This window comes from Phreatobacter stygius (genome assembly GCF_005144885.1).
GTDB lineage: Bacteria > Pseudomonadota > Alphaproteobacteria > Rhizobiales > Phreatobacteraceae > Phreatobacter > Phreatobacter stygius.
In genome coordinates, this window is sequence record NZ_CP039690.1 from 54,301 (window position 1) to 77,217 (window position 22,917).

A 22,917-nucleotide genomic window follows, 5' to 3' on the forward strand; every position below is an offset into this window, starting at 1 on the left:
CGCCATGACGCCGGGGGCGGTATGATGACAGGGCCTGCGCCACGCGCTACCCATGGTCCTCATTGTTGCGGAGCACCATCAGACCCCATGCCCACCGTCCTCGTCCGAGCCCTCGCCTTCACTCTGATGACGCTGTCTCTGGCGACGCTGTCCGCCGTGCCACTGTCGGCCCAGGCCGACCGCGGCCTCGCCTGGAGAACCGGCGACGAGGCCCAGGCGATCGAGCGGCGCGTCGAGGCCTTGCTGGCGCGCATGACGCTCGACGAGAAGATCGGCCAGCTCAACCTGACCGGCCGCGGCGACGGCTTCGATCCTCAGTGGGTGGCGACCGGCCGCTCCGGCGCGGTGATGAATTTCATCGATCCGGCCGAGGTCCGCCGCCTGCAGGATCTGGTCCAGGCGAGCCGCCTGAAGATCCCGCTGATCATTGGCCTCGACGCGATCCATGGCTTTGCCACCTATTTTCCCCAGCCGATCGGCCAGGCCGCGACCTTCGACCCGCGCCTGATCGAGCTTGCCGCCTATTGGACCGCCCGGGAATCGCGCGCCGCCGGCGTCAACTGGACCTTCGCGCCGATGGTCGACCTGACCCGCGATCCGCGCTGGGGCCGGGTCTTCGAGGGCGCCGGCGAAGACGTCCATCTCGCCACCATCGTCGCCGCGGCCCGGGTCCGCGGCTATCACCGCGGTGGGCTTGGCACCAGCGTCAAACATTTCGCCGGTTACGGCGAGGCCGAGGCCGGACGCGACTATAACAGCGTCTGGATCCCGCCCTCCAAGCTGCTCGACCTCCACGTGCCGCCCTTCCTGGCGGCGATCCGCGCCGGCGCCTTCACCGCCATGACCTCGCTCAGCGCCATGAACGGCGTGCCGGCCACCGCCGACCGTCCGCTGCTCACCGGCCTGCTCAAGGGCCGGCTCGGCTTTCGTGGTTTCGTCGTCTCCGACTTCGCCTCGATCGAGGAGCTGATCAACCACGGCGTCGCCGCCGACGGCGCCGAAGCGGCGCGCAAGGCCCTGCTCGCCGGCGTCGACATGGACATGTTCTCCGGCCTGTTCATCCGCCATCTCGCCGATGAGGTGCGCGCCGAACGGGTGCCGGTGGCCGCCATCGACGAGGCGGTCCGGCGGATCCTCCGGGTCAAGTTCCATATGGGCCTGTTCGACGCCCCACCGGTCGACCCGGCGGCAACGGCTGGCCAGATCACCACCCAGCCGGCGCGCGAGGCGGCCCTCGAGGTCGCGCGCGAGGCCATGGTGCTGCTGAAGAACGACGGCGACATCCTGCCGATCCGTCCCGACGTCCGGTCGATCGCCGTCATCGGCGCGCTCGGCATGATCGATGACGACTGGCAATATGGCGACAATGTCGGCCTGCCGCGCATCCGCCGCCCGACCGTCCAGGGCGAGCTGGCCCGCCAGCTCGGACCGGATGTGAAGATCACCGCCCAGGCCGGGCTGACCACCATTTGCGGCACCGAATTCGCCGATCGCGAAGCCACCCTCCGCGCCGCCCGCGAGGCCGACCTGATCGTCGCCGTGCTCGGCGAGGAATGCGAGTTCATGGGCGAAAGCGCCTCACGCACCAGGCTCGACCTGCCCGGCGTCCAGGGCCAGCTGCTCGACGACCTCATCGCCACCGGCAAGCCGGTGGTGCTGGTGCTGAAGACCGCGCGGCCGCTGGTCCTGACTGATATCGCGGCGCGCGTGCCGGCGATCATCCAGAGCTTCCATCTGGGATCACAGGGCCGTGTCGCCATTGGCGAAGTGCTGACCGGCCGGGTCAACCCGAGCGGCAAGCTGCCGATGAGCATGCCGCGTTCGGTTGGCCAGATCCCGGTCTATTACGACCAGTTGCCGACCGGCCGGCCGCTGCGCAAGGGCGAGCGCTACGAGACCTCCTTCGTCGACGAGCGCAACGAACCGCTGTTTCCCTTCGGTTTCGGCCTCTCCTACACCCGCTTCACGCTTGACGCGCTGACGCTCGACAGCGCCAGCGTGCCGCTGAACGGCACGATTGCCGGCTCGGTCCGGCTCGCCAATGTCGGCAGCCGCGACGGGCGCGAAGTGGTGCAGGTCTATCTGCGCCAGCGCGTCGGCTCGCGCTCGCGCCCGCTCCGGCAATTGCGGGCCTTCGACAAGGTGACGCTTGGCGCCGGCGCCAGCCAGACCGTGCGCTTCGCCGTGCCGGTGGAAGCCCTCGGCTTCCATGACGACCAGGGCCGGCGCCATCTCGAGCCCGGCCTCTACGACGTCTTCGTCGGCACCGATTCGCGCGCCGAACTGACCGCGACCGTGACGGTGAGAGGGCGAGTGGCGAATAACGACTAGCGAATGGGGAATGGCGAATGGCGAATGGGGATGATGCGGCGAGCGAAGTGCGCGTAAACCCTCTCCCGCGAGCGGGAGAGGGTGGCGCCGTCAGGCGCCGGGTGAGGGTCTAAAGCAGCACCCGACCCATCATTTCCGGCGGAAATGCACGGCGCGCGGTGACGCAACCACCCTCACCCGGCCGCTCCGCGGCCACCCTCTCCCGCGAAGGCGCGGGCGAGGGTTCGCGCAGCCCTCTTCGCCGGGCTGACGCCTTCCCTACTCGCTATTCGCCGCTCGCCATTCGCCCACTCACTTGCCCACATTCGACCCCGAATAGGGCGGCGGCGGAATATCCATATGGGCCTTGCGCAGCGCCGCCGACCAGCGCTCGCGCAGGTCGTGGAAATAGGGCTCGCCCGGCTCGATCCGGTAATTGGTCTCGACCTTCGCCTCGCCGCGCGGCATCACCGCGATGTCGATCGGCATGCCGACGCCGAGATTGGAGCGCATGGTCGAATCCATCGACACCAGGCCGATCTTCAGGGCGTCGTTGAGGGTGGTGTCGTATTTGATCGCGCGGTCGAGGATCGGCTTGCCATATTTGTGCTCGCCGATCTGCAGATAGGGCGTGTCGACCGTGCATTCGATGCAATTGCCCGCAGCATAGATCATGAACAGGCGCAGCCGCCGCTGGCTGATCTGGCCGCCGAACAGGAACGACGCCTCGAACTTGATGCCGTCCTGGTCGAGGCCGGGACCGTCGAGCGAACGCACCATGCGGATCGCCCGGCCGACCCGCTGTGCCGCCTGGAACATGGTCGGCGCGTTCATGATCGTCTCGATCTCGCCGGTCTCCTCGTTGCGCAGGCCCTCGTTGAGGAAGCCAAGCACCGACTGGGTGATCGACAGGTTGCCGGCGGAGGCGAGCGCGATCGCCCGCTCGCCCGGCTTCTCGAACACCTGCAGCTTGCGGAAGGTCGAGATATTGTCGAGGCCAGCATTGGTGCGGGTGTCGGCGATCATCACCAGACCGTCGCGCACCAGAATGCCGCAGCAATAGGTCATCGGGGTTCTCCAATCGCGATCGGCATAACCGGCGGGCCTTGCCCACGCAACCGCCCGCCGGAGGCCGTTCGCTGTGCAGATGCGAAAGGCCCCTTCCCTCCGGCGGTATTTTACCGCTAGCTTGGTCGTCGAAGCATTCAGACCGGTCCGTCAGAGAAAGGCGCTGCTTCGTCTTCCAGAGGGGATCAACTGCGTATGCCGGATGACGTAGCGGCCTTTGACGAAATGAACATTGCGGGCGGTGGCGTCCGTCCGGCCTACGAAACTCTGGCGCATTGGCTGAAATCGGTCCCTGAGGGCCTGCTCGAAACCCGGGCCCGCGAGGCGGAAGCGCTGTTCCGGCGCATCGGCATCACCTTTGCCGTCTATGGCGACGCGGAATCGACCGAGCGGCTGATCCCTTTCGATGTTGTGCCGCGGGTGCTGACCTATGCCGAGTGGGCGACGCTGTCGGGTGGCCTGACCCAGCGGGTCAAGGCGATCAACGCCTTCCTCAATGACGTCTATGGCCGGCGCGAGATCTTGCGAGCCGGCATCGTTCCGGAAGACCTGGTCTACCGCAATCCGGCGTTCCGTCCGGAGATGAACCAGCAGCCGGTGCCCCATGGCATCTATGTGATGATTGCCGGCATCGACATCGTGCGCGTCGACGGCGACACCTTCTACGTGCTCGAGGACAATGCCCGTACCCCCTCGGGCGTCTCCTACATGCTGGAGAACCGCGAGGTCATGTTCCGGCTGTTCCCGGAACTGTTCGCCCAGCACCGCGTGGCGCCGGTCGAGAACTATACCGACGACCTGCTGGCGACCTTGAAATCGGTGGCACCCATTTCGGCTTCCGCCGACCCGACCTGTGTGCTGCTGACGCCCGGCCAGTTCAACTCGGCCTATTACGAGCACACGTTCCTCGCCGACAAGCTGGGCGTCGAACTGGTCGAGGGCCGCGACCTCTTCGTCAAGGGCGACATCGTCTACATGCGCACCACCCAGGGGCCGAAGCGGGTCGACGTGATCTATCGCCGCCTCGACGACGAGTTCCTCGACCCGCTCACCTTCCGGCCCGATTCGGCGCTCGGCGTGCCCGGCCTGATCTCGGCCTATCACCACGGCAATGTGACGCTCGCCAATGCGGTCGGCACCGGGGTTGCCGACGACAAGGCGGTCTACAGCTACATGCCGGAGATCGTGAAATTCTATCTCGGCGAGGAGCCGATCCTGAAGAACGTGCCGACCTTCCGCTGCCGTGAGGCCGACGGGCTCGGCTACGTGCTCGACAACCTGAAAGACCTGGTGGTCAAGGAAGTCCATGGGTCCGGCGGCTACGGCATGCTGATCGGGCCGAAGGCGACCAGCGCCGAGATCGAGATCTTCCGCCAGAAGCTCAAGAAGGACCCGGAGAACTTCATCGCCCAGCCGACCTTGGCGCTGTCGACCTGTCCGACGCTGGTCGAGGAAGGCGTCGCGCCGCGCCATGTCGACCTCAGGCCCTTCGTGCTGACCGGTCGCGACAAGGTGCGCATCGTGCCGGGGGGATTGACCCGCGTCGCGCTGAAACAGGGCTCGCTCGTGGTCAATTCCAGCCAGGGCGGTGGCACCAAGGACACCTGGGTATTGGATTGCTGAGGTCTCAGGATGCTGTCCCGCACCGCCGATAACCTGTTCTGGCTCGCCCGCTATGTCGAGCGCGCCGAATATCTCGCCCGCATCATCGAAGCCTCGACCAGGCTCGCCAATCTGCCCTCGGCCTATGCCGGCTCGTCGAATGAATGGGAATCGGCGGTCGCCACCGCCGGCTGCGCGCCGCTGTTCTACCAGAACTACGACAAGGCGACGCGCGAGACGGTGATCGATTTCCTGGCCTTTTCGCCGGACAATCCCTCCTCGATCCGCTCCTGTTTCGAGGTCGCCCGCACCAATGCCCGCTCGGTGCGCACCGCGCTGACCATGGACATGTGGGACGCGATCAATTCGGCCTGGCTCGATCTCGGCAAATACCGCGCGAGCAACCTGAAGCAGGACGAACAGCTCGGCGGCTTCCTGTCCTTCGTCAAGGAAACCGGCCTGCGCTTCGACGGCTCGGCCTACCGGACCATGCTCCGGAGCGACGGCTACTGGTTCTCGCGGCTGGGCGTGATGATCGAACGTGCCGACAACACCGCCCGCATCCTCGACGTCAAATATCATGTGCTGCTGCCCGACGCCGAACATATCGGCGGCTCGCTCGACTATTTCCAATGGTCGGCGATCCTGCGCGCGGTGTCGGCACTGACCGCCTATCACTGGGTCTACAAGGAGAGCCTCAAACCCTGGCTGGTCGCCGATCTGCTGATCCTCAACGACCAGATGCCGCGCTCGCTCGCCGCCTGTTACGAGAGCCTGGTGCGCAATCTCGACAGTCTCTCGCTCGCTTATGGCCGCCAGGGCCCGGCCCAGCGAGCGGCCCGCGCCATCCGCACCAAGCTCGAAAACGCCCGCATCGACGACGTCTTCCAGTCGGGCCTGCACGAGTTCGTGTCCGACTTCATTGCCGACAACAACCGGCTTGGCGCCGCGATCACCCAGCAATACCTGACCTGAGGGCGCGCGCGGCGCCGGCCGCCGCGCCTGTTCATATCCGGCCAGCGCATATTGACAGGCAGGGCGGCGGTCCCATCCTTCGACCCGTCCCCTCGAGAATCGACCAGCAAGGCCCCGATCATGCGCATCCGCATCGCACATGAGACCATCTACAGCTATGGCACGCCGGCCCAGGCGGTGATCCAGACGCTGCGCCTGACGCCGCGCAATTTCAGCGGCCAGCATGTCGCGAAATGGCGCATCGAGGTCGACCAGGACTGCCGCCTGGACGCCCATGAGGACGCCTTCGGCAACATCACCCATACCTTTTCGGCGACCGGCCCGATCGAGCGGCTGGCGGTCAGGGTCGAAGGCCTGGTCGAGACCACCGACACGGCCGGCGTCGTGCGCGGCTCGGTCGAGCGCTTCCCGCCCGGCCTGTTCCTGCGCGAGACCGACCTGACCCGTGCCGACGACGCGGTGCGCGGCTATGCCACCGAACGCCAGGCCGCCGCCGGCGGCGAGAGGCTCGCCACCCTCCATGCCCTGATGGACGGGCTTTACGAGGACATGCAGTTCGACAAGGACCCGACCCATTCCGCCACCACCGCGGCGGAAGCATTCCACTTGAAGCGCGGCGTCTGCCAGGACTTCGCCCATATCTTCATCGCCGCGGCCCGCCACCTGGCGATCCCGGCGCGCTATATCGGCGGCTATTTCCTGCATGACGACGGCACCGTCGACCAGGAAGCGGGACATGCCTGGGCCGAAGCTTATGTCGACGGCCTCGGCTGGGTCAGCTTCGATCCCGCCAACAATGTCTGCCCGACGGAAGCCCATATCCGCATCGCCGCCGGCCTCGACTATCTCAACGCCGCCCCGGTGCGCGGCACCCGTTATGGCGGCGACGGCGAGCACCTGTCGGTCAAGGTGCAGGTCGACCAGGCCGCGCGTCAGGTCCAGAGCTGACGCGCAATCTTGAACGTGCAGTCGTGCCGGCGCGGGCGTAAGACAGAGCGGCCACCGCCCGAACGCCAGCCTGCCGGAGACCCGCATGCCCGAGACCGTCACAGCCGCCATCCTCGTCATTGGCGACGAGATCCTGTCCGGCCGGACCAAGGACAAGAATATCGGCTATATCGCCGAATATCTGACCGCTATCGGCATCGACACGAAAGAAGTCCGCGTCGTTCCCGACGAGGAGGACGAGATCGTTGCCGCGCTGAACACGCTGCGCGCCAAATTCAATTATGTCTTCACCACAGGCGGCATCGGCCCGACCCATGACGACATCACCGCCGACGCGGTCGCCAAGGCTTTCGGCGTGTCGATCGATGTCGACCCGCGCGCCCGCGCCCTGCTGCTGGAGCGGATCCCGGAAAAGGACCTGAACGAGGCGCGGCTCAGGATGGCGCGCATCCCGGCCGGCGCCGACATCGTCGAAAATTCGGTCTCCAAGGCGCCCGGCTTCATGCTCGGCAATGTCATCACCATGGCCGGCGTGCCGGCGATCATGCAGGTCATGCTCGACGCCGTGGCGCCGAAGCTGAAGACCGGCGCCAAGATGCTGCAGGTGACCATCGAGGCGGCCGGCCTGAAGGAAGGCGATATCGGCACGCCCTATGGCGTCATCGCCAAGGCCCATCCCGGCGTCATCATGGGCAGCTACCCGATGATGAACGACAAGGGCTTCTATACCCGCCTCGTCCTGCGCGCCAAGGACCCGGCCTTGCTGGCGCCGGCCGAGGCCGCGGTGACCGCCATGGTCGCCGCCTACAAGCCGGCCGGCTCCGAAATCCTCATCACCAGGGGGGCTTGAGCGCCGACAGCGGTGGATTTCCGGCGGAATCGGCGCCGGCGCGCTTGTCACGCCCCGCGACGTGGCTAGTGTGCCCGTCCCTTGATCACGCGCCGACCGTGCGGAGTTCTCCATGGCCACGCCGAACCCAGACAAAGCCTTTCCCGTTTCCTGGGATCAGTTCCACCGCGATGCCCGGGCGCTGGCCTGGCGCCTCGCCGGCCAGGGGCCGTTCCGGGCGATCGTCTGCATCACCCGCGGCGGCCTGGTGCCGGCAGCCATCGTGACGCGCGAGATCGGCATCCGGCTGATCGAGACGGTCTGCATCGCCAGCTACCACGACTACCAGAACCAGGGTCAGCTGCAGGTCATCAAGACCATCGCGCCGGACCTGCTGGCCGATCGCGGCGAAGGCATCCTGGTGGTCGACGACCTCGTCGACACCGGCAAGACCGCCAAGGTGGTGCGCGACATGCTGCCCAAGGCCCATATCGCCACCGTCTATGCCAAGCCGCAAGGGCGCCCGCTGGTCGACACCTTCGTCACCGAGGTGTCGCAGGACACCTGGATCTATTTCCCCTGGGACATGGGCTATACGTTCCAGCCGCCGATCCGCGACGGCGCCTGACCGCCAGCAAGCCTTGGTCTCGCCGCGATCGAGACCGGCGCGCGAAGCCATGGCCGGCTCAGAACTCCAGACGGGGTGACGCTGGGCCGAGGACCGCGATCTTTGGCGCGCTCGACCAGATGGCGTCGAGCTCGTCCGCCAGCGCCGCCATCAGCTTGCCGACATCCTGCCCCGCCGAGGCGTGCAGCGCCTCCGCGACGATCAGCACGGCCTTGGTGTCGTCGCGAACCGCCGACGTGCCGCTCTGCCGGTTGGTCCAGCGCCGGGCATGAGCCCTGTCGGCACCGTCGGCGAAAATGACCTCCCCGGCTTCGGGATGCTCGATTTCGCCGGCGAAGGTCAGATAGGTCTCCTGGCCGCCGGCATGGCGAACCTCGAGATGATCGGCGATGTGGGCGACATCGAACACGGCGATCGGAATGGCAAAGGCCATCGAGACCGCGTTGCACAGGTCGATCAGCGGATGGATCCGCGGCAGCGCCTTGTCCTGCCGGAAGCGCCTGAGCAGTTGCTCCGAGGCGCAGCGATATTGCGTCGGCTTCAGCCCCATCTTCGAAAAGGCCCGCCGCCAGGCCTGGATCTCCGGCAGTTCGCTTTCCGGCCCCGCGGCGAGGCGTGATTGCGCTGTCGTGTTGAACTTGCCGATGCGACTTTCGACCGAAACATCCCGGCCAATCCCGGCGGCGAACAATGCGCCGGCGGCGAGCTCGGGAAATGCCGTCCAGATCTCAGGTGAATGGCCGAAATGCATGGGCTAACCTCGCCGGCGCGTGGATCGGAAGCGGCCATTGCCGGCCATGCCGCGCGGCGCAGCAAAGCGCCCGCGTCTCCTTCAGTCTTGAACGGAATTGCAGGGCGAAGCGCAATCCTGGAACGCGATCGACACCTCGATGCCCCGCTTCGCCCTGGCCTCTGCGAACAGCCGGCCGATGTTCGACAAGAGGGTCCGAACCGGCTCGGGGCGACCGCCGGCATGGCTGACCACGATGTGAAACGGCGGCTGGACGCCGTTGATAAGGCATGCCGGGTCCGGCCCGAGCCGCTGCGCGGCGCCTTCGGTCACCGTATCCCACAGCGCATCCAGGTTGCGGCCATGCCAGCCGGGCGCCTGGAGCGCCGCCAGAACAGCGGAATAGACATCGTCTTCGGTTCGCCATTCGCTGGCGTCGAGCGCGATCCGGCGCATGGCGTCGGTCCTCCGGCCGGCAAGACCATGGCGGAACGCGCCGCCGATGACGAGCCGCGCTAACGCCGGCCCCACATGGCGATCCTGAGGCTCGCCGTGCCGAGCCCATCCTCGATGGCCACGCCGACGCGGCGGCCTTCGGTGCCGAACAGCCCGAGCACCATGGGCGGGTTGATGAGCACGAGAATGACCATGAAGAACATCACAATACGCGTCGAGGTCATGGTCAAATCTAATCTCCGGAACCGATCCTCCCTCACCCATTCACAGATTAGCGCTGTCCATTGAACGGCTGGTTCACACGATCTCTCGACTTGAAGCGATCGCCTGACGCTGTGCGTTGATGACCATATGATTGCCACTCTCGCACCCGGAGCCGGTCTCAAGGCTCAGGACCAAGCAATGATCGTCGATGATCGCCGGGTCATCGACGCGGTTGGCGCGGCCGCGCGGCGCTCCTCCAAACGAGCCCTCCTATTCGAGCCGTCGCCGGCCGAGGCTCGGATCTCTCCGACCATCTCGCTCGATGGCGCGAGCGGCGCGCGGCTCTGGACAGACGAGCGCCAGAACCGTCTCGATACGGTGACGGCCCGGTCCACCGCGGAGAGCGGCCGGCTTCCATCGTGATGGCGGCGCCGGCCCTGCCGCAGGCACCGCCTGCGATCACCGGGAATGAAGCGCCTCCAGCGGAAGTCTCAGCGGAGATCCGCCGCCTTTTCGTCTCACATGGCAGCGTCCCCAAGCGTCGCCGAACCTCAACATCAATCCGCTCTGTGCTGCGGTGTGCGCGCAAGCCGGCTTCGGCAGCCCCTCACCAGCTCTGCCGCAATCCGACGCTGCCGCGGATGGAGCGGTGGCGCTCGCCGAGTTCACCGTCGAGGGCGAGGGAGACGCGGGTGCCCTGCCGGAAGCGCGCCTCCGCGCCGATCGTGGCGAGCGCCGTATGGGTCGAGGCGCGCGCGCCGAAGACGGTGAAGGTCGAGCCGGCAAGCGTCTGGAACTGGGCCGCAGCCCCGCGCTGGGTGTTGGACTGGACGGCATAGGCGAGGCGCGAGAAGGCGATGAGGTCGCCGGTCTCGCCGGCGGCGACGAGGGCATCGGCCCGGGCGCCGAACTCGCCCCGCAGCGTCGCGGTGGTGCGGCCGACATAGGCGAGCGCGAAGGCGCCGGTGGCGGGCGCGGTCCAGTTTTCCCGGTAACCCGGCGCAACATAGGCGATGGCCTCGGCGGCGGCATAGGGGGTCAGGCCGAGGCGGCCGAGGCCGAAGCCGCCGACCGCGAAGCGCCGTCCGGTCTCGATCCGGCCGCCGAACGTGTGGCCGACCGGGCCGGAGCGGTAGGTCTCGGTGAGGCCGAGGGCGGCGACGTTGCGCGTCACGTCGAAGCGGTTCCAGCCATAGGCGAGCGCCGCGGACACATAGCCGGGCCCGAGCCGCATGGAGGCATAGGCGCCGAGCTGGGCGAAGTCGCCGGTGCCCGAACCGAGCGCGCCGAGCCCGAAGCTCGTGCCGCCGCCGGCGAGCGCAAAGCCGACCAGCAGGCCGGGCGAGATCAGCCGGTCGGCGCCGGCCGCGACACCATAGAGCGAGGAGGCCGTTCCGGCCGCGCCAAGGCCTGTGTCGGAGGCGGTGCGTTCCGACTGGCCATAGGCCTTGGTCCAGATCGACCAGCCGGCCTCGACCCGCGCGGCGGGCGCGCGGGCGGAGGCGATATCGGCCATCTCGATGAGCGAGGAGCCGGGGGCATCCGCCATGGCGCCGCGCGCGCCGGCCATCGGGTCGAGCATGATGTTGAGGAAGGTCGAGGCGCCGGTGATGCCGCTGGAAACAGCGCCCGTGCCGGCCTCGCCGGTCAGCGCGTTCAACTGGCTCGCGAGGGGGGCGCCGGCGAGGCCGATAAGGGCATTCCAGGCGGCGGCGGGCACCGTGCCACCATTCAGCGCCCGGTCGATGCCGGTCGCGACGTTCTGCACGTTGACGCTACCGGTCCCAATCAACGATGCGGCCGCGCGATAGCCGTTGACCGTCAGCGTGACGTCGTTGGCCCCATAGATCACGCTGGCGGTGGAGCCACCTGTTCCCGCGAGCGTGAACGTGCCGTTGACGCCCCCCGAGGCCGTCAGGACGGTGTGGGTCTGGGCCTGGAAACTCGTGGTCACGAACGGCAGCGCTGCTCCGCCCAGGGTTGCCGATCCGTTGACCGTCGTCAGGCTGGACGGTGTGAAGGCGTAGACGGAAGCGGAGCTAAGGCTGAGCGCGCCATTGATCGTCAGGTTTCCAGCCTGCAGCGTGCCGCCGGTGATCGCCGTCGCCGCATTGATCGTGCCGGTGCCGCCGAGCGTGGCTCCAGCGCTCACCGTGACGCCGGAGCCGCCAATCGCGCCATTCACGACCAAAAGGCCGCCATTGACCGTGGTGGGGCCGGCATAGGTGCCGGTACCGGTCAATGTGAGGCTGCCCGTGCCGGTCTTGGTGAAGCCTCCGGCGCCACCCAACGCGCCCGACATGACAATCGAATTGCTCGCCGTGTCGATCGTGCCGCCGCCCGCGGCCATGGTCATGGCATTGGCGACGGCATAGCTCCCGCCGAAGCGCAGGGTTGGGCTGCCGGAGCCGCCGCCAAGCTCGATGACGCTGGTGCCGGCGGCGGTCGCCGACCCAAGCTCCAGCGTTCCCGAGCGGATCAACGTCGAACCCGAGTAGGTATTCGCACCGGCGAGCACGGTCGTGCCATTCTCCACCAGCACCGTGCCGTTGCCGGTGATGGCGGGGGCGAGCACGTAGTTGCTCTCGATGTGGTTGAGGACGAGCCGGCCGGTACCGGCCCCGAACCGCAGTTCTGCCACGTCGAGGGTGCCGGCGGCCTGGGCTGCCGACCCCGACGCGGCACCGATATTGACCGTGCCGTTCGAGCCGGCCAGGTTGGCGATGAAGATGCGCCCGGTGCCGCCACTGACGCGCACCATGCCGCCGTTGTCGACCGTCAACGTGCCGCCGCCGCCATAGCCGACGAGCAGATAGAGCGTGTCGTTCCACAGGGAGTTGGCGCCAGTCACCCGCAAGGTGCCGCTGCCGGAGGCCAGCCGGCCGAGCACGCCACCCAAGGCACTGACAGTGCCGCCGTTCGAGATGAGGACGGACCCGCTGCCCCCCCAACCCACGACCGAATTTGTGATGGGCGCCATGACATTCAGCGAGCTGCCGGCGCCGTCGACGGTCAGCGACCCCACGCCACCGGCCTGCCAGCCGACGACAAAATAAGTGCCGGCCTGCACATCGCCGCCGTTCGAAATCCCCAGATGGCCCGTGCCATAATTACCGACCACAAGGGTAAGCTCGACATTCAAGAAGCTGGCGTCGACGGTCGCGGTTCCGTTGCCGGTCGCCTTGTCGCCAAGCGTGGTAGCCCGCTCGTTCGCATGGGCGCCGTTGAGGACGTTCAGCACGCCCTGCCCTGAATCACCGGTGATGTGACCGTTGGCCGCATTCCACGCTGTCCCTGCGCCGGTGACCGTCACGGTGCCGGACGAGCCGGCGAAAGTGCCGGTCTGCACGAAGGAAGAGACATTGGCGGCGGCTCCGCCTGATAGCGTGAACACACCCGTCCCGCGGAATCCGGTATAGAGGTATTGGCTGTTCCACGTCGTGCCGGCTCCGCTGACCGTGACGCCGCCGGTCTGGCCGGCGAGGTCGCCGAGCGTCGCGGAATGGTGGGTGAAGGTTGATCCCGGCGAGACGCCCAGAGTCGCGCCCGCGCCGGCGGCGCCGATCTTGACGATATTGGCCGCGGCGGCGCCACTCGCGATCACGGGGCTGACCACCCCGCCACTGCCGATCACGACGTCGGTCACCGAGCTCGGAACGGCGTTTGTCGACCAGTTGGAAGCAGTCCCCCAATCCGATGTCGAACCCTGCCAGACCGACTGCGCGACAGCGGGGCTGGTGAGAAGGGCGAGAACGCTCGCGGCAGCGACCAAGGAAGCGACGACCGGGGACTTCAGCCCATACACAACATGGCTCATCATGCACTCCCCGGGGTTGAATTACTCTGGTACCACAATCGAATGTTCTGCATGCCGAATGTCAAGACGGTCGGCTGCGCTTTTCACAAGTCTGTCGAATAAAACATCGCGTGGTCGCAATCGGCATCTTGGAAAATCTCAATATCGTTTAGCGGAAGGACTGTAACGCGCCGCGATATCCACACGATATCGGCAAAATTACCAGAGTTGACGTAACTGACGATGCCGGCGTCGCTGTCCGCGTAGCGAGGGGGAGCGCTGAACACAAAGGTTCCGCTCGGGGATGCGCCCTAGTTGGTCGCCGCCGAACAGTCGCCGGTCGTTGTGGCCCTGTCGATGCCGCCCTAACCATCGGTCTGCGCCATTGCGGCGGACGATGTCGCGGTCAGCGCCGTCGTTGCCAGCAGAACCTGGATCAGCGCCCGCGCGCCCGAAAGGCGCATCGGCGAACCATACCCAACCCGCATGCCATGCCCCCCGCTTGCCCCGCGCAGGACGACAACGAGCCGATGCGCCGCCGCACGCTACGCACGTCGCGCGAGCGCGTCGTCTCATTCAGCGCAGAAGACCGGGGCACCTTGCCGCACCCGAAACGCGGATAAACTCGCCTAAGGGCAGCGACGCGGGTCGGTTCACACGATCTCTCGACTTGAAGCGATCGCCTCGGAACCCCGCGATGGCCCGCGACCGAAGGCCGCAGCCGGCGCAACCCAGATCGCCGGCAATGGGGTTTGAACTGGCGATGGAATCGTGGGACGCGTTCACGCGTGACGTGCATGTTCCGGGGGGAATTGTGTTGGTAACGCATCTTGGCGCGCTGGCTCGACGCGGGCGCTGTGCCAGTGTCTCATCGCTGCTTCTCGGTTCCGCTTTGGCCGTGATCCTGGCCGGCCGCGCTGGCGCGGACGACCGGCCGGCCCGCGCCGCAGCCCGCCCCGTGGTTTCGGCGCCATCGCCTCACGCCCTGCCACCCGCCACGGCGCGCCGGGCGCGCGCCGAGGGTCGCGCCCTGCTCTCGGGCCTGATCGAGCAGATCAGGCTCAATCCCGCCAGCCGGGATCGGCTGACCGCCGCCGCCGTGGCGGTGTCGCCGCTGATGAGCGCGGAGATCGACCGGGCCGCCGAGATCGGCCGCCTGCTCGCCGAACGCAGCGGCACCGGCCGGGCCGACCCGCTCGCGCCAGCAACGGCCACCCGCTTCGCCAGCGCCGCCGTCGCGACGACCGCGTCGGCGCCGGGCCCGGTTGGCGCGCGCGCGGCGCCGGCGACCTTTCCCTACCTGACCGACAATGGCACGGTCACCGCCACGCCTCGGACCGAACAGCCCTGGATGGCCACGCGCACCGGCCTCGATGGCAGCTACACGGCCGATCAGAAACGCGAGTTCGCCGCCAATTGGGGCAATCTCGCCGTCGGCCAGGGCACCGCGCTGAACGCCACCACCCGCCCCGACGGCACCGCCCTGCCGGGCAAGGGATTGACCGGCCGCGGCGTCACGGTGGCGGTGATCGACACCGGCCTCGACGCCACGTTCAATGGTGCGGGCACCGGCTTCAGCTATCTTCACCCCGAATTCGCCGGCCGGCTCGACACGCGCAGCCGGAACACGGTCGACAGCGCGACCGGCAGCCACGCCATCCTGGACGACGCCGGCCACGGCACCCATGTCGCCGGCAGCATCGCGGCCGGCCTCGACGGCCACGGCATGGTCGGCGTCGCGCCGGGCGCCAATCTCCTGGTGATGAAGAGCCTGGGCGACGACGACGGTCCGGACCGGGCCCTCATGCTCATTGCCGCCATGTCAGATGTGCGCGTGATCAATGGCAGCTACGGCCCGACGGTGAAGCGCGGAGCCGTCTGGGACACCGACACCTTGGACACCGAATGGCAGGCGGTTCGTTCCGTCCTGGCGGCCGGCAAGGTGCTGGTCATGGCCAATGGCAATGACGGCAATGTCAACCCGAGCGGCATTGCGCTCTTCCCCTTCATCACGCCGGCCAATGCCCGCGCCGGCATCTACAATGACGGCGGACGCAACTATGATTTCTCCGTGGCCAATTCCCCGGGCCTGCCCGGCCGCATCGTGGCGGTTGCCAATCTCGGCATCGACCTGACGATCTCGGAGGACTCCAACCGCTGCGGCGTCACCGCGGCCTGGTGCATCTCAGCGCCGGGTGGCGGTACCGGCGCCGAGCCGCCGAGCGCCAACGAGACCTTGTCGACCGTCCAGCGCGGCAACAAGGATCCGGTCTTCACCGCTCCCAATGGTGCGACCTACGGCTACATGACCGGCACGTCCATGGCCGCGCCCCATGTCTCCGGCGTCATCGCCGTGCTGATGGAGGCCTATCCAGACTATTCCGCCGCCGAGATCGTTCGCCTGATGTTTGCGACCGCCCAGGACCTCGGCGCCCCCGGCATCGACGCGATCTACGGCCATGGCCTGGTCCGGCTCGACCGGGCGCTCGCCGGCTCACCGGCGATCGGGCCAACCGCTTCCAGGACGACCACGGTTGCCGCCGGCCAGATCGAAACCTGGACGGCGCCGGTATCGACCACCGGAACCCTGACGATCGACAATGCCGCGGCCGCCGCCGGCCCGCGATCGAGCCACGCCCCTGCGCCCTATGGCCAGTTGCAGATCGCCGGCGAAGCGCAGTTCGGCGCCGTCGACGTGCGCAATGGCCAGCTCTCGGTCGACGGCACCTTGCGGTCGCCCACCATCACCGTCTTTGCCAACGGCCACCTCGGCGGCTTCGGCGAGATCTTCGGCAATGTCACGGTCCATGGCACGCTGAAGCCCGGCCACTCGCCCGGCGAACTGTTCATCACCGGCAATGTCGCGATGGGGCAAACCGGCATCTATCAGGTCGATATCGACGGCGCCGCCGACACCGGCGGGCCGGGCAGCTACGACACCCTGTTCGTGCTCGGCGCCGGTCACTCCTTCGCCGCCGGCGGCACCTTCCAGGCGCGGTTCCGCGGCATCGAAGGCGGCGCCACCAACTCCTATGTCCCGACCATCGGTAGCAAGTTCACCGTGGTTCGCGCCGAAGCCGGCGCGCGCGTGACCGGCCGGTTCGGCGATGTCGAGGTCGAGCCGGACGCCCAGGGCCTGACCGGCCTGCCGGTCAACAGCCGGCTCGACGTGCTCTATTATCCGACATCCGTGGTCGCCGCGGTGACGCCGGCCTCGTTCGCCAATCTGGCCCAGAACGGCATTTCGCTCAGCGCCCGTCAGTCGGCGGTCGCCGGCGCCCTCGACCGGGGTCGCCCGGCGCCGGGCGCGGCCATGAGCGGCAGCGAACTGCATGTCTACGATCTCATCTACGGCCTTGCGCCCGCCGGGCTGCAGAGCGCGTTCGACGAGATGTCCGGCCGGGGTTATGGCGGCATGACCAGCAGCGTGCTTAAGACCACGCTCGGCTTCGGCGCCATGCTGCAGCAGCGGCGCGACGGCCTGCGCAGTGGCAGTTCGCACGCGGCCTTCGCGCCGTCCTTCGGCTTCATGGGCGGCAATCGGCTCGAAATGTCCGCGGGCCTGCCGTCGGCGGCGCCCGCCTCTGCCGATGGCGATGGCGCGGGGGCTTCGGCCACCGGCTGGAGCCTCTGGGGCCAGGCCTTCGGCAATACCACGCAGGCCGGCGCCGACCGGCTCGGGTCCGGCTGGTCGAGTTCCGGCGGCGGCATCGTGATCGGTGTCGACCGGCTCATCTCGCCGTCTTTGCTCGTCGGCGTCAGCGGCTTCTATGCCAATGACAAGACCCGCAGCACGGGTTTCACCGGCACCTCCAACACCTTTGCCGCCGCGGTCTACGGCTCCTGGACGCTCGGCCGCTTCGAGGCCGACGCCGCCTTCGGTGGTGGCTGGACCGAAATGTCCGCCGATCGCAGCCTCAACATCCAGGGCATCCGGCTCGCCGCGCGCGGCGCGACCCAGGGCTTCGGCCTGCTGGCGACGGCTGAGATCGGCTACCGCTTCTCGGTCGCGACCGCGCTCGGCTCGGCCTTCCTCAAGCCCTTCGCCGGCTTTGCTTATGCCGACATCAACCGGGGTGCCTTCGGTGAAACCGGCGCCGGCGGCTTCAATCTCACCGTGCTCGCCGACCGGCCGTCGCGCGCCCTGGCGCAGCTCGGTCTCAGCGCCGGCCTGTCGGTCACTGGCGCGCATGGCGTGACCTGGCGTCCCGAACTGCGCCTGGCCTGGGGTCACGACTTCAAGGATCCCTCGGCCGCGACATCCGCCACGCTCCTCGGGCAAACCTTCACCACCAAGGATGCCAGCCTCGGCCGCGACGCCGCGCTGGTCGGCGTCCAGATCGCGGCGAGCCGTTCCGACCGGTTGCAGGTCTATGCCGGCTATAACGGCGAATTCCGCGGCGACGGCACGTCCCATCAGGGCCGGATCGGCGCGCGCCTGCGCTGGTGAGGCTCCTGCCCTTCCGAAACGCGTCAGCCGCATTTCTCCGTTTCCAAAGCCCGGCGGAATGTTCTAGAGGGCGATTGGAGCGCACGTGGTGGAATCGGTAGACACACGAGACTTAAAATCTTGCGCCTTCGGGCGTGCCGGTTCGAGTCCGGCCGTGCGCACCACAGTTTCGATCGCCGCCCGCGCAGCGCCGGCCTGCCCGCGCCCGCCCCGTGCCGGTCATGCCCGGAGCAAGCCAGGCTGCCATCCTTGAACCGCTCCTCATAGGCCGGTCCGGCGGCGCTCCGGCCCGGCCTTTCTTCATTGGCAAGGCTCCTTGCCGCGCCTCATCCGGCCGATGCCCGGTGCTCCCGGAAGGCCGCGGCAAGCGTGCGCAGCGCATCGCGCGACTTGGCATCCGACAGCGTCGAATGCAGCACGATCTCCGATGACGGCAGTTCCGGAAGCCTGAACCGCTCGCCGACATCGACCGTGCCGGGCGGCACGACGCGGCAGGAGAACACCGAGACCGCCAGGCCGGCCGAGACGGCAGCCATGACGGCCGACGACCCGCCGCCGAGAAACACCTCGGTCCAGGGGATGCCGGCGGCATCGAGCGCGCGGGTGGCAATGTCGCGCACGCCGCAGGCCGGCGCCAGCGCGGCCAGGCGCAGCGGCTCGCCCTGGCGATGTTCGAAACCCGGGGTCGCGAACCAGCCGAAATGTTCCGGCCCGAGCACCTCGCCGTCGCGCCGGTCGTCGTCGCGGCGGATGATCGTCGCGTCGAGTTCGCCCCGGTCGAAGGCATCCAGCAGGACACGCGAGCTGTCGAGCCTGACCTCGATGGTCAGTGCCGGGTCGTGCGCATGCAGCCGGGCCAGCAAGGTCGGCACTTCCGGCCCCATGACATGGGCGGCGATGCCGAGCGCGAAACGCCGGCGCGACGAGGCAAGGCCGGCGAGCGCGCGCTCATGGGCCGCCAGGAAGTCGCGAGCGGCGTCGAGGAACACCGCGCCGCGCGCCGACAGGCGGACCAGCCGCGGCGTGCGTTCGATCAGCCGGTGGCCGAGCCGGTCTTCGAGCCGCTTCAGCTTGACGCTGATCGCGCCTTGCGTCGTCCCCAACGCCTCGGCGGCACGGGTGAAACTCTGCAGATCGGCGATCGCCACGAAGGCCTTGACGGCATCGACATCGAGAGACGCCATGTCAAATATCCAAAACCGTTATCTCTGAAATATCCAACCATCCAATTCAGATATGATCAAGGCCGGACTATGTTGCCTTAACCCAAGCAACAGGCGGACCGGCCCAAAGCCGGGCATCCCGACAACCGGACATCCCCTGAGCGCCGGCAATGCCGCGCGCCCTGTCCGGCCGTCTCCGGATGTCGCGCCTGCCCGTCTCGACGCCGAAAGACCCGACCCATGACCCATGCCTCCACCGGCCGCAGCACGATCGCTCTGGCCGCCGTCTCCCTCTCGGCCCTGATGTTCGGCCTCGAAATCTCCAGCATCCCGGCGATCCTGCCGACGCTCGAACAGGTGCTACATGCCGACTTCAAGCAGCTCCAGTGGATCATGAATGCCTATACCATCGCCTGCACCACGGTGCTGATGGCGACCGGCACGCTGGCCGACCGTTATGGCCGCAAGCTGATCTTCATGATCGGCATCGTCGCCTTCGGCATCACCTCGCTGATCTGCGGGCTGGCGCAGGATGCCGCCGTGCTGATCGCCGGCCGCTTCCTGCAGGGCATGAGCGGCGGCGCGATGCTGATCTGCCAGGTCGCCATCCTGTCCCACCAGTTCCCGGCCGGCCGGCAGCGCGGCACCGCCTTCGGCTGGTGGGGCATCATTTTCGGCATTGGCCTCGGTTTCGGCCCGATCATCGGCGGCGCCATCGTCGCGGTGTCGAACTGGCAATGGGTCTTCCTCGTCCACGGCGTGCTGGCGCTGGTGACGCTCGCCCTCGCCATGGCCGGCGTCGGCGAATCGAAAGACCCGAAAGCCGAGCGCCTCGATGTCGCCGGCATCGCCACCCTGTCGGTCGCGGTCTTCTGCCTCGCCTATTTCATCACCCAGGGACCGGATCTCGGCTTCGCCAGTCCTTCGGCCCTGGCGATCATCGGCCTCGCCGCCGCGAGCCTGGTCGCCTTCGTCGTCGCCGAGACGCTCAACCCGCGCCCGATGTTCGATTTTTCGGTGTTCCGCATCCGCAGCTTCTCGGGCGCGCTGATCGGCTCGGTCGGCATGAATTTCAGCTTCTGGCCGTTCATGATCTACCTGCCGATCTATTTCCAGGCCGGCCTCGGTTATGACAGCGTCGCCGCCGGGCTGGCGCTGCTGGCCTATACGCTTCCCACCCTGGTCGTGCCGCCGCTGGGCGAGCGCCTGGCGCTGCGTTACCGGCCCGGCCTCACCATTCCCGCGGGTCTGTTCACGATCGGCCTCGGTTTCATCCTGATGTGGTTCGGCAGCGCCGCCGACCAGGCGAGCTGGCTGACCATGCTGCCCGGCTGCCTGCTCTCGGGCGTCGGGCTCGGCCTGACCAACACGCCGGTCACCAACACCACCACGGCCTCGGTGCCCGGCGAGCGCGCCGGCATGGCCTCCGGCATCGACATGAGCGCCCGGATGATCTCGCTCGCCGTCAACATCGCCCTGATGGGCTTCATCCTGGTCGAGGGCGTTCTGTCTCACCTGCGCGGCGCGCTGCCGTCCCTCGACGCGGCGCAATTGCGGCCGCTCGCGGAGCGTATCGCCGCCGGCAGCGTCACCGCCGCGACCCAGGCCGCGCCCGATCCGTCGTCCCTCGGCACCAGCGCGACCATCGTCCACCAGGCCCTGGTTCATGGTTTCGGCTGGGTGCTGCTGTTCGGCGGCATCGGCATCTGGCTGCTGGCGGCGCTGAGTTTCATCGCCTTCGGCCCCGCGGCGCCGGCCGGCGCGCCGACGCCGTCTCAGCGGGCCTCGTCATAGGCGCGGCGCAACCACTCGATCAGCTCGGCATCGACCTCGGCTGCATCCGCAATGCGCACGCGGTGGGTGACCATGCTGTTCCATGAGCCGGCGGCGGCGAAACGTTCGGTCGCGTCAGCGCCCTTGCGCTTGATGCCGATGTCCATGTGTCCGGCCGAGGGTTGCACGATGGCGAACTTCTTCTTGCCCCGCACCAGGCTGGCATAGCTGTCGGTCGGTGCCACCGCGACATCGTCGCCGAAGGCCTGAACCTGCCGCAGCAGCGCGTCGAACTGCGATTGCCAGACGGCCTTGCCGCCGGCGAACAGCTTGGCGAGCCGGTCATCGGGCGCGGCCCGCGGTCCGCCATTGGCTTTCAAGAGCGCGTAGATCGCCATCGCGTGGCCACGGCCGAGCCCGAAATCCTGCGCCAGCCAGGCAACGATATCGGCGGCCTTGGCGCTGGCGAGGCCCTTTTCCGCCGCCAGCGCCCTGAAATCGTCAGGCCCCTTGCCGGTCTTGGCTTTGATGGTGTCGAGATAGGCCTGAAATGACATGGGATTCTCCGAAAGACGATCGGCAACGTACCGCGGCCGCTGGCCGGCGCGAAGCCCGTTGCCGGTCGTCTCGGCGAGAATGATGGCGGCTTGCGGGCCGCCGGTCGAGGCAATCCGAGACACCGCTGACAAGCCGTGCGCGCCACTCTCGTGCCGTCGGGAATTGGGCCATGACTATAGACCCGCTAAACTCTACAGGCAGAAGACAGCGTTTCTATCGCTTTGAATTACCGGTCATTCTGTTGATCGAGGGCATTGGCGATATTTAGCCCTCCTCGCCCCGAATGGACGATGGATCCGTTGCGCACTTGGCGCCGGACCCGTGCCTGACACAGCAGCCAAGGAACACCATCTCTCATGACCCTCGCGACCAAGACGCCCACGGCCGGACAACGTGCCGGTGGCGCGTCCTTCGACGCCTTCGCAGGCCATCCCGGCTATCGCCGGATGTTTGCTCCCGATCAGCTCACCCTTGGCATCTTCCTGCCCTTGCGCTTCTTCCGCGGCGACATGCGCGTGCTGGCGGATCAGGCCGATCTTGTCGCCGACGTCGACCGGCGCGGCTTCGCGGCCGTCTGGGTTCGCGACGTGCCGCTTTTTGATCCGGGCTTCGGTGATGCGGGACAGGTCTTCGACCCTTTCACCTACCTCGCCTATCTGGCTGCCCGGACCGAGCGGGTGGCGCTGGCAACCGGCAGCGCGATCTTTTCGCTGCGCCACCCGATCGATCTCGCCAAGATGGCAACCACCATCGATCGTCTGTCGGGCGGACGCCTCGTGCTGGGCATCGCATCCGGTGATCGGCCCGTCGAGTTTCCGGCCTATGGCATCGATATCGATACGCGCGGAGACCGCTTCGCGGCAACCGTCACCTATTTCCGGCAATTGATCGGGGGCGATCGTCCCTCGGTCCACTCGCCGCTCGGCACCATGGATGGCGTCGATCTCCTGCCCAAACCGGCGGCCGGGCGCATACCGCTCATCGTCACCGGCTCGAGCCGGCAGGACCTGTCATGGGTTGGCGACCATGCCGATGGCTGGCTGACCTATCCGCAGTCGACCCACACGCCGGAAGGGCCGCGGCAGCTGTCCGATAAGATCCGGGCCTGGCGCGCGCTCATCCCGGATGGCGGTTTCCGGCCCCACCTGACCAATGAATGGCTCGACCTCGCCGAAGATCCGAACTTTCCCAGGACGCCGCTTCAGGGTGGTTACGTTCTGAAGACCGGCCGCAAGGCGCTGATCGACCTTCTCGGCGAATGGCGCGCGGCCGGCGTGAACCATGGCGCTCTCGGCATTCAGTTCGCCGCGCGGCCGGCAGCCGAGATCATCCAGGAGCTGGCGGAAGAGGTGCTGCCGCTGTTCCCGTCGCATCCGGGCCCGCCGCCACTGACGCAGAAATGGTGATCGTCGGCGAGGAATGGCCAC

General features: G+C 67.7%; 17 protein-coding genes and 1 tRNA gene. 11 read left to right on the plus strand and 7 right to left on the minus strand.

The window, feature by feature from the left end:
* Positions 1–87 precede the first annotated feature (87 nt).
* Entirely contained in the window at positions 88–2,331 is a 2,244-nt protein-coding gene (locus E8M01_RS00280; protein WP_170181702.1) for a glycoside hydrolase family 3 N-terminal domain-containing protein, read from the plus strand.
* A 291-nt stretch (positions 2,332–2,622) separates the two neighbouring features.
* On the opposite strand, the gene E8M01_RS00285 is transcribed toward E8M01_RS00280, so the two are convergent.
* Complete coding sequence (locus tag E8M01_RS00285) at positions 2,623–3,378, minus strand: proteasome-type protease (RefSeq protein ID WP_136958278.1); 756 nt, start codon at positions 3,376–3,378, stop codon at positions 2,623–2,625.
* Between the two features lie 195 nt (positions 3,379–3,573).
* Between E8M01_RS00285 and E8M01_RS00290 the strand changes: the two genes are divergently transcribed.
* The 5 genes from E8M01_RS00290 (at position 3,574) to gpt (ending at position 8,360) form a co-directional block, all read left to right on the plus strand.
* Positions 3,574–5,001 (plus strand): circularly permuted type 2 ATP-grasp protein, encoded by a 1,428-nt coding sequence (locus E8M01_RS00290; RefSeq protein ID WP_136958279.1) that lies wholly within the window; start codon positions 3,574–3,576, stop codon positions 4,999–5,001.
* A gap of 9 nt (positions 5,002–5,010) precedes the next feature.
* Positions 5,011–5,955, plus strand: a complete 945-nt coding sequence (locus tag E8M01_RS00295; RefSeq protein WP_136958280.1) for an alpha-E domain-containing protein — start codon at positions 5,011–5,013, stop codon at positions 5,953–5,955.
* A gap of 120 nt (positions 5,956–6,075) precedes the next feature.
* Positions 6,076–6,903: a transglutaminase family protein gene (locus E8M01_RS00300; RefSeq protein WP_136958281.1), complete on the plus strand. Its 828-nt coding sequence runs from the start codon at positions 6,076–6,078 to the stop codon at positions 6,901–6,903.
* 85 nt (positions 6,904–6,988) lie between these two features.
* Positions 6,989–7,753 (plus strand): competence/damage-inducible protein A, encoded by a 765-nt coding sequence (locus E8M01_RS00305; protein ID WP_136958282.1) that lies wholly within the window; start codon positions 6,989–6,991, stop codon positions 7,751–7,753.
* Positions 7,754–7,865: 112 nt separating this feature from the next.
* Positions 7,866–8,360 carry a xanthine phosphoribosyltransferase gene (gene gpt, locus E8M01_RS00310; protein WP_136958283.1) on the plus strand — a complete coding sequence of 165 codons (495 nt, stop codon included), beginning with the start codon at positions 7,866–7,868 and terminating at the stop codon, positions 8,358–8,360.
* Positions 8,361–8,418: 58 nt separating this feature from the next.
* On the opposite strand, the gene E8M01_RS00315 is transcribed toward gpt, so the two are convergent.
* The 3 genes from E8M01_RS00315 to E8M01_RS34925 form a co-directional block, all read right to left on the minus strand.
* Positions 8,419–9,111, minus strand: a complete 693-nt coding sequence (locus tag E8M01_RS00315) for a B3/B4 domain-containing protein (RefSeq protein ID WP_136958284.1) — start codon at positions 9,109–9,111, stop codon at positions 8,419–8,421.
* 81 nt (positions 9,112–9,192) lie between these two features.
* On the minus strand, positions 9,193–9,546 hold the full coding sequence (locus E8M01_RS34920) for a barstar family protein (RefSeq protein ID WP_170181703.1): 354 nt from the start codon (positions 9,544–9,546) through the stop codon (positions 9,193–9,195).
* 59 nt (positions 9,547–9,605) lie between these two features.
* Positions 9,606–9,770 carry a hypothetical protein gene (locus E8M01_RS34925; protein ID WP_170181704.1) on the minus strand — a complete coding sequence of 55 codons (165 nt, stop codon included), beginning with the start codon at positions 9,768–9,770 and terminating at the stop codon, positions 9,606–9,608.
* A gap of 178 nt (positions 9,771–9,948) precedes the next feature.
* Between E8M01_RS34925 and E8M01_RS00325 the strand changes: the two genes are divergently transcribed.
* Positions 9,949–10,173 (plus strand): hypothetical protein, encoded by a 225-nt coding sequence (locus tag E8M01_RS00325; RefSeq protein WP_136958286.1) that lies wholly within the window; start codon positions 9,949–9,951, stop codon positions 10,171–10,173.
* 184 nt (positions 10,174–10,357) lie between these two features.
* On the opposite strand, the gene E8M01_RS00330 is transcribed toward E8M01_RS00325, so the two are convergent.
* The gene (locus tag E8M01_RS00330; protein WP_170181705.1) at positions 10,358–13,396 is read right to left on the minus strand and encodes an autotransporter outer membrane beta-barrel domain-containing protein; all 3,039 of its coding nucleotides are present in this window, start codon (positions 13,394–13,396) and stop codon (positions 10,358–10,360) included.
* Positions 13,397–14,444: 1,048 nt separating this feature from the next.
* Between E8M01_RS00330 and E8M01_RS00335 the strand changes: the two genes are divergently transcribed.
* Positions 14,445–17,996, plus strand: a complete 3,552-nt coding sequence (locus E8M01_RS00335) for a S8 family peptidase (protein WP_246088885.1) — start codon at positions 14,445–14,447, stop codon at positions 17,994–17,996.
* Between the two features lie 79 nt (positions 17,997–18,075).
* A tRNA-Leu gene (locus E8M01_RS00340) sits at positions 18,076–18,160 on the plus strand.
* 162 nt (positions 18,161–18,322) lie between these two features.
* On the opposite strand, the gene E8M01_RS00345 is transcribed toward E8M01_RS00340, so the two are convergent.
* Positions 18,323–19,180 (minus strand): LysR family transcriptional regulator, encoded by an 858-nt coding sequence (locus tag E8M01_RS00345; RefSeq protein WP_170181707.1) that lies wholly within the window; start codon positions 19,178–19,180, stop codon positions 18,323–18,325.
* 219 nt (positions 19,181–19,399) lie between these two features.
* Here E8M01_RS00345 and E8M01_RS00350 point away from each other — a divergent pair, with 219 nt between their 5' ends.
* Positions 19,400–20,953 carry an MFS transporter gene (locus E8M01_RS00350; protein WP_136958290.1) on the plus strand — a complete coding sequence of 518 codons (1,554 nt, stop codon included), beginning with the start codon at positions 19,400–19,402 and terminating at the stop codon, positions 20,951–20,953.
* Here E8M01_RS00350 and E8M01_RS00355 read toward each other — a convergent pair.
* Positions 20,935–21,489 carry a DUF4287 domain-containing protein gene (locus E8M01_RS00355; protein WP_136958291.1) on the minus strand — a complete coding sequence of 185 codons (555 nt, stop codon included), beginning with the start codon at positions 21,487–21,489 and terminating at the stop codon, positions 20,935–20,937. The genes E8M01_RS00350 and E8M01_RS00355 overlap by 19 nt on opposite strands.
* Positions 21,490–21,846: 357 nt before the next feature.
* Here E8M01_RS00355 and E8M01_RS00360 point away from each other — a divergent pair, with 357 nt between their 5' ends.
* A complete protein-coding gene (locus tag E8M01_RS00360; RefSeq protein WP_136958292.1) occupies positions 21,847–22,896 on the plus strand; it encodes an LLM class oxidoreductase in 1,050 nt (349 codons plus the stop codon).
* The last annotated feature ends 21 nt before the right edge of the window (positions 22,897–22,917 follow it).